The sequence below is a fragment of the Polaromonas sp. genome, assembly GCF_029945895.1.
In the GTDB taxonomy this organism is placed as follows: domain Bacteria; phylum Pseudomonadota; class Gammaproteobacteria; order Burkholderiales; family Burkholderiaceae_C; genus Polaromonas.
Map to the genome: position 1 here is coordinate 78,393 of NZ_JAQSDL010000110.1, position 14,677 is coordinate 93,069.

The window sequence follows — 14,677 nt, forward strand, 5'->3', positions numbered from 1 at the left end:
CCATGTCTGCACTGCCTGTCTCCCCACCTCCTGCTGCCCGCTACCTGCCGCCTTCGATCGCCGGCGACTACACCGAACTCACGCCCAAACAGACCGAACTGCTGGCGATTGCCGCCCGTCTCGGGCGCGAAAAATTCGCACCGCGCGCGCAGCAGATCGACCGTGATGCGGTGTTTCCCTTCGAGAACTACGCCGACCTGCGCGAAGCCGGCCTGCTTGGCATCTGCGTGCCCGAAGAACACGGCGGCTGGGGCGCCGACTTTGCCACCTATGTGATGACCGCCGCCGAAATTGGCCGGCATTGCGGCGCAACCGCGCTGACACTGAACATGCATGTCAGCTCGACCATGTGGACCGGCTTCATTGCCGATGACCTCGACATGACGCCCGCGCAGCGCGCCAACCACGAAGCGCACCGCAAGGTGCATTACGAGCGTGTGGTGAAGCAGGGCAAGATTTATTCGCAGCCGTTTTCCGAAGGCGGTGCCGCTGCCGCCGGCAAGGCGCCTTTCGGCACCCTGGCCCGGAAGGTTGACGGCGGCTACATCGTCAACGGCAAGAAGATTTTTGCCTCGCTGGCCGGTGCGGCCGACTACTACGGTATTTTGTGCACGCTGGACAAGCCCGGTGCCACGCAGCGCGATTCGCTGTACCTCGCGGTCGACAAAAACCTGGAAGGCGTCAGCGTCACCGGCGACTGGGACCCGCTGGGCATGCGCGGCACCGTCTCGCGCACGCTGATCTTCAAGGACGTGTTTGTGCCCGAGATCGAGCGCCTGATTCCCGAAGGCCTGTATGCCCAGGCCGCGCTACGCTGGCCGCACATGTTTGCGACCCTGTCGCCGACCTATATGGGCATCTGCCAGGCGGCCTACGACTTCACGGTGCAGTATTTGCGCGGCGAGGTGCCCGGCACGCCGCCGGTGAAGCGCCGCATGTACCCGACCAAACAGATCGCCGTGGCAGAAATGAAGGTCCGGCTGGAGCAGACGCGCGCCATCTTTCTGCAGAATGCGCGCGCTGCCCGTGTTGATCCCTCCAAGGAAATACGCCTCGGGCTTTACGCGGCGCACTACACCATCATGGAAAACGCCAACGAGATCTGCCGCCTGGCGGTGCGCACTTGCGGCGGCCAGTCCATGCTCAAGACCCTGCCTCTGGAGCGCATGTACCGTGATTCGCGCTGCGGCTCGTTGATGCTGCCCTGGACCGCGGAGCTGTGCATCGACCGGCTCGGCCGCGAGTGCCTGTACGAGGCCGGTGAACAGGACGAACAGGCCGTGCTGTAGTTTTGGGCATGAACCTCGCGCAGATCATTGAGCGGCACGCGCAGTTTTCGCCGCAGCAGGTGGCTGTCCACGCGGCGGGGGAGGACATCACCTATCCCGCCTTGTGGCAGCGCATTGAACGCGCAACCGGGGTGTTGCTGGCAGCCGGTGTGCAGCCGGGCGACCGGGTGGCCTGGCTGGGTTTCAACGACCCGGTCATGCTGGTGCTTCTGTTTGCACTTTCCCGCGTCGGGGCAATTCTGCTGCCGCTCAACCACCGGCTGGCCGCGCCCGAACATGCGACCATTCTTGGGCACGCCGGAGTGAGCCTGCTGGTCAGCGACAGCGCACATGCTGCGGCAGCTGCCGCGCTGGCCGCGACCCAGGGCTGCCGTTTGATGCCTGCCGATGGTCTGGCGCTGGATGGCAGGGGTGCGGGCACCGGTGTCCTCGCGGGCGGTTACGCTTCGCCCGTGCTGCTGGTCTATACCTCGGGCACCACCGGCCGGCCCAAGGGCGCCCTGCACACGCAGTCCGGCCTGATCTGGAACTGCGTGATCTCCGCGCATGCGCATGAGCTCAGGCAGGACGACCACGTGCTGAGTGTGTTGCCCCTGTTTCATGTGGGCGGCCTGTGCATCCAGACCCTGCCGGCCCTGCATGCCGGTGCCACCGTGACCCTGCATGCGCGTTTTGATGCGGCGGCCTGGCTAGCCGATGTGGCCAGGCGGCGGCCCACGCTGTCATTGATGGTGCCGGCTACCTTGCGTGCGGTACTGGACCATGGCGATTTTGCTTCGGCCGATCTTTCTTCCCTGCGGTTTCTGGCCGCGGGTTCGTCCACGATTCCCGCGGCCATGATTGCGGCCATCCACGCACGCGGTGTGCCGCTTGGGCAGGTGTATGGCGCGACCGAAACCGGCCCGGTCTCCATCTACCTGCGCCGGGCCGATGCGATGCAGCATGTCGGTGCCGCAGGCAGGGCCGGATTGCATGTGGAAGTGAAACTCGTCAACACGCAGGGCCGGGCTGTGGCCCCGGGCGAGGTCGGCGAAATCTGCGTGCGTGCGCCCAATGTGATGTGTGGCTACTGGGCCGATACCGGCAACCCGGCTTTTGCCGATGGCTGGTTCCTCACCGGCGACCTGGCGCGTTGTGATGAATCCGGGTTTTACGAGGTGGTGGGACGCTCCAAAGACATGATCATCTCGGGCGGCGAAAACGTCTACCCCGCCGAGATTGAAAACCTGCTGGCAGATTGCCCGCAGATCCTGGAAGCCGCGGTGGTGGGCCAGCCTGACGCACGCTGGGGCGAGGTGGTGGTGGCCGTGGTGGTCAAGGCGCCCGGCGCGGAACTCGATGCGGCGCAGGTGCTGCAGCTGTTCGAGGGGCGGCTTGCCCGCTTCAAACACCCCAAACGTGTGTTGTTTTGCGACGCCTTGCCAAAAACCGCGCTGGGCAAGGTGCAGAAAACCGGCCTGCTGGCCAGCCTCGCAGCGCAATAAATCCTCAATACACCGGCTGGTGCTTGCGGATGGCGGCCTTGACTTCTTCTGTCAGTGCAAAGCCCGGCCCGTACTGGGCCGCCAGCTCGCCGGCGCGCTGCACAAAGTCGTCCACGCCCATGCTGTAGATGAACTGCATCGCGCCACCGGTCCAGGCGGGAAAACCAATGCCGAAGATGGAGCCGATGTTGGCGTCGTGCACGCTGGTCAGCACGTTTTCGCTGAGGCAGCGCGCGGTCTCCACAGCCTGGCGGTAGAGCAGCCGGTCCTTGAGCTCGGTGATGTTCCAGGCCGCGCCGGGCTTCTCGAACAGGGGCTTGAGTTCGGGCCAGAGGGTTTTCTTCGCGCCTTGCTCCTGCGGGTAGTCGTAGAAGCCGGCGCCCGCAGCGCGGCCGTTGCGGTCGAACTCCTTGACCATGCGCTCGACGATCAGCTCGCCCGGCGTGGCGATGTAGGTCTTGCCCTCGGCCACATAGTCGGCGCGGGTCTGGTCCAGCACGTGCACGCTCAGTGACAGCGCGGTCTCATCAAGCACGGCGAGTGGGCCCACCGGCATGCCGCACTGAATGCCGGCGTTTTCAATCGCCGCCGCAGGAATGCCTTCGCCCAGCATGGCCGCGCCTTCCATCACAAAGGTGCCAAAGGTGCGGCTGGTGTAGAAACCGCGCGAGTCATTGACCACGATGGGGATCTTCCCCAGGGCCTGTACGTAGTCGAAAGCGCGCGCCACGGTGTCATCGTCGGTCTGCTTGCCGCGGATGATCTCGACCAGCTTCATCTTGTCGACCGGGCTGAAAAAGTGGATGCCGATGAACTTGTCCGGGTGCGCACTCGCCGTGGCCAGCCCGCTGATCGGCAGGGTGGAGGTGTTGGACGCAAAAAAGCCGCCGGGCGCCAGCAAGGGCTCGGCTTCCTGCGTGACCTTGGCTTTCAGGTCGCGGCGCTCGAACACGGCTTCGATGATCAGGTCGCAGCCGGCCAGGTCGGCCACCTTGTCGGTGGCGCTGATGCGCGCCAGCAGAGCGGCCTGGTCGGGCGGGCTCATGCGGCCCTTGTCCACGCGAGCCTGCGTCAGTTTGGCGCTGTAGGCCTTGCCCGCATCGGCCTTGTCCTGGCTCACATCCCTGAGCACGGTGGGGATGCCGCGGCTGGCCTGGGCGTAGGCAATGCCCGCACCCATCATGCCGGCGCCGAGCAGGCCTACTTTCTGCGGCTTGTAACGCGGGACATCTTTCGGACGCGAGCGGCCGGACTTGATCGCGTTCATGTTGAAGAAGAAGGTGTTGATCATGTTCTTGGCCACCGGGCTCACGATCAGCCGGGCCAGGTAACGCGATTCGATGCGCCGCGCCGTGTCGAAATCGACCTCCGCGCCCTCGACCATGGCCGCCAGTGCATATTCGGGGGCCGGGTAGAGGCCGCGTGTCTTCTGCTTGAGCACGGCCGGCGCCACCGCCAGCATGGCGGCGATCTTGGGGTTGGCGGGTGTGCCGCCAGGCATCCTGTAGTTCTTGTCGTCCCAAGGGTGGTGCGCCGGTGCGGCGGTGCCATCATGCGTGGCGATCCAGGCCAGCGCCGCAGGCCGCAGCGCGGCGGCGTTCGGCACCAGTTCGTGCACCAGGCCCAGCTCCAGTGCTTCATGCGGGTTGAACAGCTTGCTTTCCAGAATGTAGGGCTGCGCGCCCATCAGGCCCAGCAGCCGCGTCATCTTGGTGATGCCGCTGGCGCCGGGAATCAGCCCCAGCGTGATTTCGGGCAGGCCGAACTGGATCTTTTTGTCATCGACGGCAATGCGGTAATGGCCAACCAGCGCCACCTCCCAGCCGCCGCCCAGCGCCGTGCCGTTGAGGCAGCTGACCACTGGCTTGCCCAGGGTCTCCAGCGTGCGGAAGTTCTTTTTGGTCTGCTCGATTTCCTGGAACACCGCCGCCGCGTCCGATGCCTTCAGGCGCATCGTGGCCTTGAGATCGGCGCCGGCAAAAAAGGTGCTTTTGTTGGACGCCAACACGATTCCGCGAATCACGTCCTTGTCCTTGACCACCTGTGCGGTGGCTTCGGTCAGGTCTTTTTGCCACTGGGCGCACATGGTGTTGACCGGTGAACCTTCCTCATCGAAGGTGAGGGTGGCAATGCCGTCGGCCAGTTCGTATTGGATGGTTTTCATCAGACTCTTTCCACTATGGTTGCAATGCCCATGCCGCCGCCCACACACAGCGTGGCCAGGCCGTAACGCAGCTTGCGCCGGTGCAACTCATCAATCAGGGTGCCCAGAATCATGGCGCCGGTGGCGCCCAGCGGGTGGCCCATGGCGATGGCACCGCCATTGACGTTGACCTTGTCGTGCGGCACCTTCATCTCTTTCATGAAACGCATCACCACCGCGGCAAAGGCTTCGTTGACCTCAAACAGGTCGATCTGGTCTATCGTGAGCCCGGCCTTGGCCAGCGCCTTGCGCGCAGCCGGCATGGGGCCGGTCAGCATGATGGTGGGGTCAGCGCCGCTGAGGGCCGCCGCGACAATGCGTGCACGCGGCGTGAGCCCATGGGTTTTTCCGGCGGCTGCCGAGCCGACCAGTACCGCCGCCGCGCCATCGACGATGCCCGAGGAGTTGCCGGCATGGTGCACATGGTTGATGCGTTCGACCTGCGGGTAACGTGTCAGGGCGACCTGGTCGAACCCCATACCACCCATCTGTTCAAAAGCCGGCCGCAGCGAGGCCAGGCCTTCCAGGTTGGTGTGGGGCTTGATGAACTCATCCTGAGCCAGAATGGTCTGGTCGAGGAAGTCTTTAACTGGCACCACCGATCGGTCGAAGTAGCCGGCCGCACGGGCCTGGGTCGCGCGCTTCTGGCTTTCCAGTGCAAAGGCGTCCACATCGGCGCGGCTGAAACCTTCAATCGTGGCGATCAGGTCGGCGCCTATGCCCTGCGGCACGAAGGCGGTGGCGCTGTTGGTCTCCGGGTCCTGTGCCCAGGCCCCGCCGTCCGAACCGATGGGCACGCGGCTCATGCTTTCAACGCCACCGGCCACCACCAGGTCTTCCCAGCCGGAGCGCACCTTCTGCGCGGCCATGTTCACGGCTTCCAGGCCGGAGGCGCAAAAACGGTTGATCTGCACGCCCGAGGCGCGAAAGTCCCAGCCGGCTTTCAGCGCAGCGACTTTGGCAATGACGGAGCCCTGCTCGCCAATCGGCGAGACCACGCCCATCACCACGTCATCCACGTGCGCGGTGTCAAAGCCGTTGCGGCGCTGCAGTTCGGTCAGCACGCCGGCCAGCAGGTTGACAGGCTTGACCTCGTACAGGCTGCCGTCCTTTTTGCCTTTGCCGCGCGGTGTGCGGATGGCGTCGTAAATGAATGCTTCGTTCATGGGGTGCTCCTGCTGAATGGGGGGAGGGCAGTGCCGGCAAGGGACGGTGCCGGTTGCTGTGCCGAAAAGCCGCAGGAACGAGTATATTCATTTCACCAAGCAAACGCTTTGCATAAATAAACCTTTCCGCTGCCTTTTACTTTTTCAGATCCTCCAACAGGTGACACCATGATCGAACGCACACTTTTCAGCAGCGACCACGAGGCCTTTCGCGACAGCTTCCGCCGCTTCATGGACAGGGAAATCGCGCCTTTCCACGCCCAGTGGGAAGAGCAGGGCTATGTGGATCGCGCGGTCTGGAACAAGGCCGGGGAGAACGGCTTCCTGTGCATGACCATGCCCGAGGAATACGGCGGCGCCGGCGCCGACAAGCTGTATTCTGTGGTCCAGATGGAAGAACTCAGCAGCGCTGGGTTCAGCGGCATCGGCTACGGCCTGCACAGCGAGATCGTGGCGCCTTACCTCCTGCATTACGGCACCGAAGCGCAGAAGAAAAAATACCTGCCCAAACTCGCGAGCGGCGAGATGGTGGGCGCCATCGCCATGAGCGAGCCCGCGGCCGGCTCCGACCTGCAGGGCGTGAAGTCCACGGCCATCCAGCAGGCCGACGGCAGCTACCTGCTCAATGGCAGCAAGACCTTCATCACCAACGGCTGGCATGCTGACCTGGTGATTGTGGTGGCCAAAACCAACCCCGCGGCCGGCGCCAAGGGCACCAGCCTGCTGCTGGTCGAGCGCGGCATGCCCGGTTTTGCGGTGGGCAAACGCCTGAAGAAGCTGGGCCTGAAGGCGCAGGACACCTCGGAGCTGTTTTTTGACAATGTGCGTGTGCCCGCAGAGAACCTGCTGGGTGGCACAGCTCAGGAGAATCGCGGCTTCATCTGCCTGATGGAGCAACTGCCCTGGGAGCGGCTGCAGATCGCGATCGGCGCGGTCGCCGCGGCCCAGGCGGCGATTGGCTGGACGGTTGACTATGTGAAGGAGCGCAAGGTCTTCGGCCAGCCGGTCGCCAGCTACCAGAACACGCGTTACACCCTGGCCGAACTGCAGACCGAAGTGCAGGTGGCGCGCGTGTTTGTCGACAAATGCACCGAATTGCTTGCCGACGACAAGCTCGACACCGCGACGGCCAGCATGGCCAAGTACTGGTGTTCGGACCTGCAGTGCAAGGTGATGGACGAGTGTGTGCAGCTTTTCGGCGGCTACGGCTACATGTGGGAGTACCCGATCACCCGAGCCTATGCAGACGCGCGCGTGCAGCGCATCTACGGCGGTACCAACGAGATCATGAAGGAAGTGATCACGCGGGCCATGGGCCTGGGCGCCAAGCCGTCCTGACGGCGCCGCCGGACAAAAAAAAGGGTTCCAGGACAATCCCGGAACCCTTTTTCTGGTTGGTTGCTGTCTTAGTTGACGCGGCGCTCGATCACGATTTCCTCGACTTCCACGCGGCGGTTCGGTGCCAGGCAATTGATCAGGTCTGCACGCTTGCGGTCATTGCAGGTGACGACCGGGTTGGCCTCGCCCTTGCCGACGGCCGTCAGGCGATTGGCTGCCACACCCTTGCTGGTCAGGTAGTTGCGCACGGCTTCGGCGCGTTGCTGCGACAGCTTCAGGTTGTAGGCGTCCGAACCCAGGCGGTCGGTGTAGCCGGTCACGGTGACGTTGCCGTTGTACTGACCGGCACTCAGGCCCTGGGCGATTTCGTCAAGTTTGGTCTGCGGCATGCGCAACTGGGCACTGTCGAAGGCAAACAGTTCGGTGGCCGAGAGGGTCACACGCTCAAAACGTGCCGGCGCGACCGGCGGAGGAGGCGGCGGCGGGGTCATGACAGGCGCCGGTGCCGGTGGTGGCGTGTACTGAGCCACCTGTGTGCGCACTGGCTTGTCGAAGTAGTAGCTCAGACCAAAGTTGAGCGAGTTGGTCGTGAGATGGTCGGCACCGAAGGTGTTGTGGCGAACATAGGCACGGCTGCGGCGCAGGTCGGCCTGCATGAACCACTGCTCGGACAGTGCCACCTGGAAGCCGGCGCCCAGGCTCAGGTAAGGCGACGTGGCACTGGCGGTGGGCAGCTTGTCGCGCTGCGCGCCAATCCCTGCCAGCAGGAAGGGCCGGAAGTTGCTGCGGTTGAACATGTACAGGGCGTCGACGCCCAGTGTGGCCTGTTCGTAGCGGATGCCGTTCTGGGTCGACCGGCCCAGTGTGCCGCCCCCCTGGATGTCCCACGATGGCGAAACCGCTTTACCCAGGCGCAGGCCCAGCGCATTGAAGTTCTTGCCGCCGTTGAAACGGTTATCAGGGTCCACCACGCTGATGCTGGGCATGATGTAGGTGGACGGGTTGTCTACCATCTGGGCCATCAGCAATGCCGGGCTCATGCAGGAAAGTGCTGCTGCGGTGGCAGCCAGGGTTCTGATGTGGGTGAGTTTCATGGCGTGTCCTTCAAACAAGAGCCGATGCGTTGATAAGAGAGAAAAAAGCAAGAGAGGACCGCGGACCGCTGGCGCCGCGATGGTCAAGCATTGGGCCGCGCCAGGGTGTTCCGTATCAGAGGGCCCCGTGTGAAGCTGTGGGACAGCACCTACCCTTGCCCCCTGGTCGCCCGCCCGCTTGACGCCACGTCTGGCGTAAAAAAGCCCCGCTGGCAGCGGGGCCGGTGCAGACACAAAGGCCTGAATGGTGGTTGGGCGGAAAGTCCGCCGGAGCGCCAACTCAATGCGCCCGCCATCACCTCATGAGGGATCCTTGCTGCGGGTGCGGCCGACAGCGCTGAAGATGCCTATGCCCAGGATCACGAGAGCGCCGATGCCAATGTAGACGTGCGGGATGCCGGCTTCCAATGCACCCCAGATCAGGCCACCCATAAAAATTGCAAAACCGACCATATACAGCGCAAAAGACATTGTTTCCTCCAGAAGTTGATGAGCAAGTATCTGCAATGAAACTCGCCACAACTATCGGGCGCGGGCTTTTAGCCTTGTCGGAGAACGCCGACGGTCTTGCAGGTCGAATGAGCAAAAAAGTATTACTCAATGGCGCCCCCAGCGGCTCTTGAACCGGTTTTCTGATATTTATCACACCCGCATGCGATCAAATTAACCTGTATCAGAAGATGACAGCGTGTAACTAAAAGAATACGATGACTACGTTGTCAAGGCGCAACCTCTCCCGGAAGCTCCATGGCAACACCAGAGCTAAATTGACCAGGGTTGGCACCATTCATTCAACACGCAGCACGCCATGTCCTTCTTCCAAAACTTGTTTTCTTCCTCGCAGGGCCACAAGGAAGGCGGGGCGGGACCGGAGACCGGCCCCGTCAAAATGAATCTCGACGAACGCATGGCGTTTCGCCGGGAGATGCTTTTTGATTCGGTCAAGGCCACCATGGAAAGCCGGGGCATCCTCAGTGGAAGCTATCGGTTCAAGGTTGTACGCGCCGACAAGCGGGGGCACAGCTTTGTCGTGATGATGGACCTGTCCACCGATTTCATGGAGAGTGAGCAGGGCCAGCAAAAGGCCCTGGCCGCGCTCGGTGCCCTGATCGGGAAAAACGCGCTCGCCCGTTATGGCCTGGGCGTACCGGCGGTGTACTGGCGGGTCAACGAAGAACTCAAGGGCTTCGAGCCCCCACGCGCGGAAGCTGCCGCCGGGCCGGACAGCGCCAGCCCTGACGCAGTGCGGGCTTCCAACCTGCGTCGTTACGAGCGGGCCACGGCGCAGGAACTGGCAGCTTTCGAGTCTGCCTGGCAAAGCAGCAGTGAGATGACCATCGGCGACCGCACCTACTCGTCCGACCTCGCGCCGCTGACCGGCGCCGACGGCAAGGACAGCCGCTAGTAGCGCAAGCCGAAAATACCGGCGCATGAAAGCGCGCCCTCACGCCTGCGTGCTACAGACCTGGATGCCGCACCGCGCGGGATAATGGCGGTCTGTTCACCGACCGGGTTTGTCCGATGCCTCTTTTCTTCCTGCGTTTGCCTGCACGGGCAGATGCCCCCCACTGCGTCCCCGCATCGAAAGCCCAGGCATGAACGAGCCGGCCCGCATCCATTGGGTCGAGGATGGTCAGACCCGTTCCGCCCGCTGGCGTTCAGAAAGCGGCGCGGCGCCGCCCAGACGGGTGCAGGTGGCCGACGACACCCTGACGGCCGACGCGGCGTTTCGCCTGGCCAGTGAGGGCACGGCCATTTTGTGGCGCGGGGACTTCCAGAATGCACGGCAGTTGCTGCAGGCCCTGGCCAGACGCATCGACAAGCCAAAAAAGATCAAGAAAACCAAGGCCAGGGCCGACGCGGCCGCGGTCTCGTCGCTGGATGCCTTCAACCAGCACCGCCAGGCCCAGTCACATCGTGCGCGCACGCTGGCCATGCTGGTGCTCGAGTTTGATGGCGCTCATCACAGCAGCCTGCGAAGGGCGCCGGATGTTGCACAGGCCTGCAGTGAAGCCTACGGCCCGGGCGACGCGGCGCAGGACAGCTACGTGAGCTCGTTGCGCGAACTGTTGGGCCTGATCGGCGCGCACGAATGGCGCAAGAAGGGGGTGGAGATCGCCGCGCTGGGCGGCGCACGTATTCACCCGCACTACGGCGTGTTTGCGCCGGTGCGCGGCGAGTACCTCAGCCTGGTGGCCGAAACCCCTTTGCCGCCGGCCGCAAGCGCCGACGGCCTGGCCTTTGACATCGGCACTGGCACCGGTGTGCTGGCGGCGATCCTGGCGCGCCGCGGGGTGCAGCAGGTGATCGCCACTGATCAGGACCCGCGCGCGCTGGCCTGCGCCCGGGAAAACCTCGCGCGGCTAGCCCTGGCCGGGCGCGTCACGCTGCAGCAAGCCAACCTGTTTCCCGACGGACGCGCGCCGCTGATCGTCTGCAACCCGCCGTGGGTGCCGGCGCGCCCCAGCTCGCCGGTCGAACACGCGGTGTACGACCCCGAGAGCCGCATGTTGCGCGGTTTCCTGCAGGGGCTGGCGACACATCTGGCGCCGGGCGGGGAGGGCTGGCTGATCCTGTCGGATCTGGCCGAACACCTGGGTCTGCGCTCGCGCAGCGAGCTGCTGGAGTGGATCGCCGCGGCGGGGCTGCAGGTGTTGTCGCGAGTGGACATCAAGCCGCAGCATCCGAAGGCAGCCGATGCCAGCGACGCCCTGCACGCGGCCCGGGCGGCGGAAGTCACCTCGCTCTGGCGACTGGCTGCCAGGACGGAGGAAACGTCTGTTGCTATGAATTAGATAGCTGCTTTCGCTCATGGATAAAGGGCTGCAGGCCTTTTTCTCATGATTTTCTGGCTCACACAAGGAGATGCCCGTGCCGTATGAGTTGCATTACTGGCCCACCATCCAGGGGCGCGGCGAGTTTGTGCGGCTCGCACTGGAGGCGGCCGGCGCCGACTACGTGGACGTGGCGCGCGGTGCAGAAAGCCGGGGGCAGGGCGTCGCGGCCATGATGCATTACCTCGACAGCCCGACGGTGCCGCACCCGCCGTTCGCGCCGCCCTTCCTGGTGAACGGCAAGGCCGTCATCGGCCAGACGGCGGCCATCCTGCTTTACCTCGGCCCACGCCTGGGTCTGGTTGCCAAAAATGAGGTGCAGCGCCTGTGGACCCACCAGCTGCAGCTGGCCATTGCCGACGCGGTGATGGAAGCCCACGACACCCACCATCCGATAGCCACCGGCCTGTATTACGAAGACCAGAAGAAAGAGGCCGCACGGCGGGCCAAGGCCTTTCGGGAAGAGCGCATCCCGAAATTTTTTGACTGGTTCGAAAGCGTGCTGGCGCGCAACCCCCGGGGCAGCGCCTGCCTGGTGGGCGGCCGCCTGAGTTACGCCGACCTGTCGCTGTTCCAGCTCGTGGCAGGACTGCTCTACGCTTTTCCGCTGGCCACGGGGCGAGCCCTGCAGCAAGCCCCGTTGGTGGCCAGCCTGCATGCCCGGGTGGCGCAGCACCCGCACGTGGCCGCCTATCTCGCCAGCGCGCGCCGCATTCCCTTCAACGAAGAAGGCATTTTCCGGCGTTATCCCGAGCTGGATGACTGAACTGCGTGCCTGAACTTCCCGGCTGAGCCTGGTGCGTGAACCCGAGGCCGGCGCATGCGAACCGGCCCTGGATGCAGGGGGCGAGCGTACGGCGTCCTCTCCTACAGGCTGGGTTGTCCCTGCCTGACCGCGAGCGGCTGGAGCGCGTTCCACGATGGACTTCTGAACTGGAAAAAACTGCGTTGGCAGCAGGGCACCCCCGGCATCACCGGGGGCCCGTCCAGTCCACACAAGCTGACCATCATCACCCTTGCCATCCATATCTCTGAAGGAGCTTCACCATGTCACTTGACGAACACGACAAGAACCTGAATCTGGACCCGATCACTGACGCCCCTGGCGCCCACCCGGTCGGTACCGGTCTCGGAGCTGCCCTGGGCGGCGCTGCCGCGGGGGCCGCTGCCGGCGCATTTGGCGGACCGGTGGGCGCTGCGGCCGGAGCGGTTGTTGGCGCGGTTGCCGGCGGCTTGGGCGGCAAGGCGGTGGCCGAAGCCGTCAACCCCACCGCTGAAGAAGCCTACTGGCGCGAGCAGTACATCCGGGAGCCTTACTACGATGCCAACCGCAACTACGAAGACTACGCGCCGGCCTACCGTCTGGGCCTGTACGGGCGCAGCAATTACGCCGGCACCTTTGACGATGCGCAAAGCGACCTGTCTGTCCATTGGGACAGTCACAAAGAACGCTCCACCCTGAGCTGGCCCGAAGCCGAAGCGGCCAGCCGCGCCGCGTGGACACGGGTGGACGAGCAGCTGGCGTCACGCCAGACCCTGTCCGGCGAAGTGGCCGACAACGACGACGTGATCGATACGCTCAACGAGCTGCTGGAGTCCTGCCGCGACGGCGAGTTCGGCTTCACCGAATGTGCCGAACATGTGAAGGCGCAGGACCTCAAAACCCTGCTGCTGCGACATGCCGACGAATGCCGCGGTGCGGCTGCCGAGCTCACCTCGCAGATTCGCCAGCTCGGTGGCGAGGCCGAGGAGGGCGGCACCACCAGCGGTGCCATGCATCGTGGCTGGGTGTCGGTGCGCGGCACCCTCAGCGGGTACACCGACCTGGCCATGCTCGATGAATGCGAGCGCGGCGAGGACGCGGCCAAGGCCCGCTACCGCAATGCCCTCAAGGAGAATCTTCCCCCGGCGATCAGGAGCATGGTGGAGCGCCAGGCCCAGGGCGTGCAGCGCAACCATGACCAGGTCAAGGCACTGCGTGACGCGCTGAAGACCGCCGACTGAACGGTGAATCAACCATGAAAAAAGCTGGCACCTGTGCCAGCTTTTTTTTGCCGTGATGGCGGGGTCAACGATCAGTTATGCGGGCCGTGGCCTTTTCCGTGACCCTTGCCGTGGCCTTTGTCATCATGCTTGTCGTATTTGTCCTTTTTCGGCTTTTTGTCCTTGACGTACACATAGTTCGTCTCACGCACCCAGGTTCCGGGCTGGCGGTAGTAGGCGTTGCCACGCTGCTCCCAGCGGTCTGGCGCCCAGCGGTAGCCATCGCGCTTCTGGATGGCGTGACCGCGCACCCACACATGGCGCTCGCCGGTCCAGGCCCAGTAGCCCGGTGCCCAGACCTGCGCGGGTGCGAGTGCCGGCACCGCCTCGTACTGAGGCGCGGGCGGTGCCAGGTTGATGTTGATGCTGACTTGCGCGAGGGCAGGTGCAGCAGCAGCGCCGGCCAGCACGATGGCAAGCATGATTTTTTTGAGCGGGGGACTGATGATCATGAAGATCTCCTTGGGTTACTGATGCGAGTTTGAGACGAGTGTGGAGGGATGTTTGCGCCGCCGTACCGCACGACGCGTAAAGTTGCGTCCCCCGCGAGTGCGAAGGTGTAAAGCTTTGTGCGAGGTCCGAGACCGCTATTATTTCAGTAGCAGTCTGCGCAGAAGGGATAAGGGCTGGGGCGCGATTCGTCTAGTTTTTCAGTCTGCTGCCGCAATCCACCTGGGCATTCAGTGCGCTGCCCCCGGTGCCATAGCTGCTGTCGGTCACCTTGCAGTTCGAGGCCTTTTCAACGGCCCGGACCAGGTTGGCCGTTTTTTGCGGCCCGTCCGGCAGGTGACGCGGCGCCTGCGCTGACCAGGTGCTCGCCGTGATCTGCTCGACCCGGTAGGCGTCGCCGTCGAGCTGTACGGTTTGCGGCGGTGACTCCAGCTGGGACGCCGGGCCCACGCATCCGGACATCAGTACGGCCAGGCAGGCCAAGGCCAGCCCGGCCGCAGGTGTGCGCCAGGGTTGGGCCGCTTGGCAGGGAAGGCGGGAAGTGGGTGATTTCAAAGGGACGACTTTGGTGAGTGTTGGTTCATGCTTGCCTTGGGCTCGGGAACCAGCGAGGGTTTGTCCGGCACCTTCGACTGCGGGCAGCCGGTGAGCAGCGTCAGTGCAAAAAGTACAGGCAGTGCCGTTAAAAAGTGCGTCATGGCAGGCTCCTGAAAGAATCAACAATGGTCCAAACCGCCGGTCGTACGGGGCGCATGCTGCATGCCGCCGGTACCTGG

The 14,677-nt window shown here is 64.1% G+C and carries 14 protein-coding genes; 7 read left to right on the forward strand and 7 right to left on the reverse strand.

Annotated elements, in window-relative coordinates:
- Window positions 1–2: 2 nt before the first annotated feature.
- A complete protein-coding gene (locus tag PSV33_RS17425; protein ID WP_300563644.1) occupies window positions 3–1,289 on the forward strand; it encodes an acyl-CoA dehydrogenase family protein in 1,287 nt (428 codons plus the stop codon).
- Between the two features lie 8 nt (window positions 1,290–1,297).
- A complete protein-coding gene (locus PSV33_RS17430; RefSeq protein WP_300563646.1) occupies window positions 1,298–2,773 on the forward strand; it encodes an AMP-binding protein in 1,476 nt (491 codons plus the stop codon).
- Window positions 2,774–2,777: 4 nt separating this feature from the next.
- Here PSV33_RS17430 and PSV33_RS17435 read toward each other — a convergent pair whose 3' ends face one another.
- Together PSV33_RS17435 and PSV33_RS17440 are read right to left on the reverse strand one after the other, a co-directional pair.
- On the reverse strand, window positions 2,778–4,937 hold the full coding sequence (locus tag PSV33_RS17435; protein WP_300563648.1) for a 3-hydroxyacyl-CoA dehydrogenase NAD-binding domain-containing protein: 2,160 nt from the start codon (window positions 4,935–4,937) through the stop codon (window positions 2,778–2,780).
- Window positions 4,937–6,142 carry an acetyl-CoA C-acetyltransferase gene (locus PSV33_RS17440; RefSeq protein ID WP_300563650.1) on the reverse strand — a complete coding sequence of 402 codons (1,206 nt, stop codon included), beginning with the start codon at window positions 6,140–6,142 and terminating at the stop codon, window positions 4,937–4,939. Before PSV33_RS17440 ends, PSV33_RS17435 begins: the two co-directional genes overlap by 1 nt.
- A gap of 168 nt (window positions 6,143–6,310) precedes the next feature.
- Between PSV33_RS17440 and PSV33_RS17445 the strand changes: the two genes are divergently transcribed.
- Entirely contained in the window at window positions 6,311–7,480 is a 1,170-nt protein-coding gene (locus tag PSV33_RS17445) for an acyl-CoA dehydrogenase family protein (RefSeq protein WP_300563652.1), read from the forward strand.
- Window positions 7,481–7,548: 68 nt separating this feature from the next.
- On the opposite strand, the gene PSV33_RS17450 is transcribed toward PSV33_RS17445, so the two are convergent.
- Both PSV33_RS17450 and PSV33_RS17455 read right to left on the reverse strand, forming a co-directional pair.
- Window positions 7,549–8,574 carry an OmpA family protein gene (locus PSV33_RS17450; RefSeq protein ID WP_300563654.1) on the reverse strand — a complete coding sequence of 342 codons (1,026 nt, stop codon included), beginning with the start codon at window positions 8,572–8,574 and terminating at the stop codon, window positions 7,549–7,551.
- Window positions 8,575–8,874: 300 nt separating this feature from the next.
- Window positions 8,875–9,045: a hypothetical protein gene (locus PSV33_RS17455; RefSeq protein ID WP_300563655.1), complete on the reverse strand. Its 171-nt coding sequence runs from the start codon at window positions 9,043–9,045 to the stop codon at window positions 8,875–8,877.
- Window positions 9,046–9,382: 337 nt separating this feature from the next.
- On the opposite strand from PSV33_RS17455, the gene PSV33_RS17460 reads away from it, so the two are divergent.
- The 4 genes from PSV33_RS17460 (at window position 9,383) to PSV33_RS17475 (ending at window position 13,412) form a co-directional block, all read left to right on the forward strand.
- Window positions 9,383–9,979, forward strand: coding sequence for a hypothetical protein (locus PSV33_RS17460; protein ID WP_300563656.1), 597 nt, complete (start codon window positions 9,383–9,385; stop codon window positions 9,977–9,979).
- Window positions 9,980–10,169: 190 nt separating this feature from the next.
- Complete coding sequence (locus PSV33_RS17465; protein ID WP_300563657.1) at window positions 10,170–11,369, forward strand: class I SAM-dependent methyltransferase; 1,200 nt, start codon at window positions 10,170–10,172, stop codon at window positions 11,367–11,369.
- 76 nt (window positions 11,370–11,445) lie between these two features.
- Window positions 11,446–12,174: a glutathione S-transferase gene (locus tag PSV33_RS17470; RefSeq protein ID WP_300563659.1), complete on the forward strand. Its 729-nt coding sequence runs from the start codon at window positions 11,446–11,448 to the stop codon at window positions 12,172–12,174.
- 281 nt (window positions 12,175–12,455) lie between these two features.
- On the forward strand, window positions 12,456–13,412 hold the full coding sequence (locus PSV33_RS17475) for a PA2169 family four-helix-bundle protein (RefSeq protein WP_300563661.1): 957 nt from the start codon (window positions 12,456–12,458) through the stop codon (window positions 13,410–13,412).
- Between the two features lie 71 nt (window positions 13,413–13,483).
- Here the strand turns inward: PSV33_RS17475 and PSV33_RS17480 are convergent, their stop codons facing one another.
- From PSV33_RS17480 to PSV33_RS17490, 3 genes are all read right to left on the reverse strand, one after another.
- On the reverse strand, window positions 13,484–13,903 hold the full coding sequence (locus PSV33_RS17480) for a hypothetical protein (protein ID WP_300563663.1): 420 nt from the start codon (window positions 13,901–13,903) through the stop codon (window positions 13,484–13,486).
- A 190-nt stretch (window positions 13,904–14,093) separates the two neighbouring features.
- Entirely contained in the window at window positions 14,094–14,456 is a 363-nt protein-coding gene (locus tag PSV33_RS17485; protein ID WP_300563665.1) for a hypothetical protein, read from the reverse strand.
- A complete protein-coding gene (locus PSV33_RS17490) occupies window positions 14,453–14,599 on the reverse strand; it encodes a hypothetical protein (RefSeq protein WP_300563667.1) in 147 nt (48 codons plus the stop codon). The genes PSV33_RS17485 and PSV33_RS17490 overlap by 4 nt, the downstream gene beginning before the upstream one ends.
- Between the last annotated feature and the right edge of the window lie 78 nt (window positions 14,600–14,677).

Bases quoted from the DNA above. Each gene is read 5' to 3' on its own strand.
- PSV33_RS17445 (WP_300563652.1), top strand. From the start codon at position 6,311: ATGATCGAACGCACACTTTTCAGCAGCGACCACGAGGCCTTTCGCGAC.
- PSV33_RS17455 (WP_300563655.1), bottom strand. From the start codon at position 9,045: ATGTCTTTTGCGCTGTATATGGTCGGTTTTGCAATTTTTATGGGTGGC.
- PSV33_RS17480 (WP_300563663.1), bottom strand. From the start codon at position 13,903: ATGATCATCAGTCCCCCGCTCAAAAAAATCATGCTTGCCATCGTGCTG.
- PSV33_RS17490 (WP_300563667.1), bottom strand. From the start codon at position 14,599: ATGACGCACTTTTTAACGGCACTGCCTGTACTTTTTGCACTGACGCTG.
- PSV33_RS17465 (WP_300563657.1), top strand. From the start codon at position 10,170: ATGAACGAGCCGGCCCGCATCCATTGGGTCGAGGATGGTCAGACCCGT.
- PSV33_RS17435 (WP_300563648.1), bottom strand. From the start codon at position 4,937: ATGAAAACCATCCAATACGAACTGGCCGACGGCATTGCCACCCTCACC.
- PSV33_RS17450 (WP_300563654.1), bottom strand. From the start codon at position 8,574: ATGAAACTCACCCACATCAGAACCCTGGCTGCCACCGCAGCAGCACTT.
- PSV33_RS17440 (WP_300563650.1), bottom strand. From the start codon at position 6,142: ATGAACGAAGCATTCATTTACGACGCCATCCGCACACCGCGCGGCAAA.
- PSV33_RS17460 (WP_300563656.1), top strand. From the start codon at position 9,383: ATGTCCTTCTTCCAAAACTTGTTTTCTTCCTCGCAGGGCCACAAGGAA.
- PSV33_RS17430 (WP_300563646.1), top strand. From the start codon at position 1,298: ATGAACCTCGCGCAGATCATTGAGCGGCACGCGCAGTTTTCGCCGCAG.
- PSV33_RS17425 (WP_300563644.1), top strand. From the start codon at position 3: ATGTCTGCACTGCCTGTCTCCCCACCTCCTGCTGCCCGCTACCTGCCG.
- PSV33_RS17475 (WP_300563661.1), top strand. From the start codon at position 12,456: ATGTCACTTGACGAACACGACAAGAACCTGAATCTGGACCCGATCACT.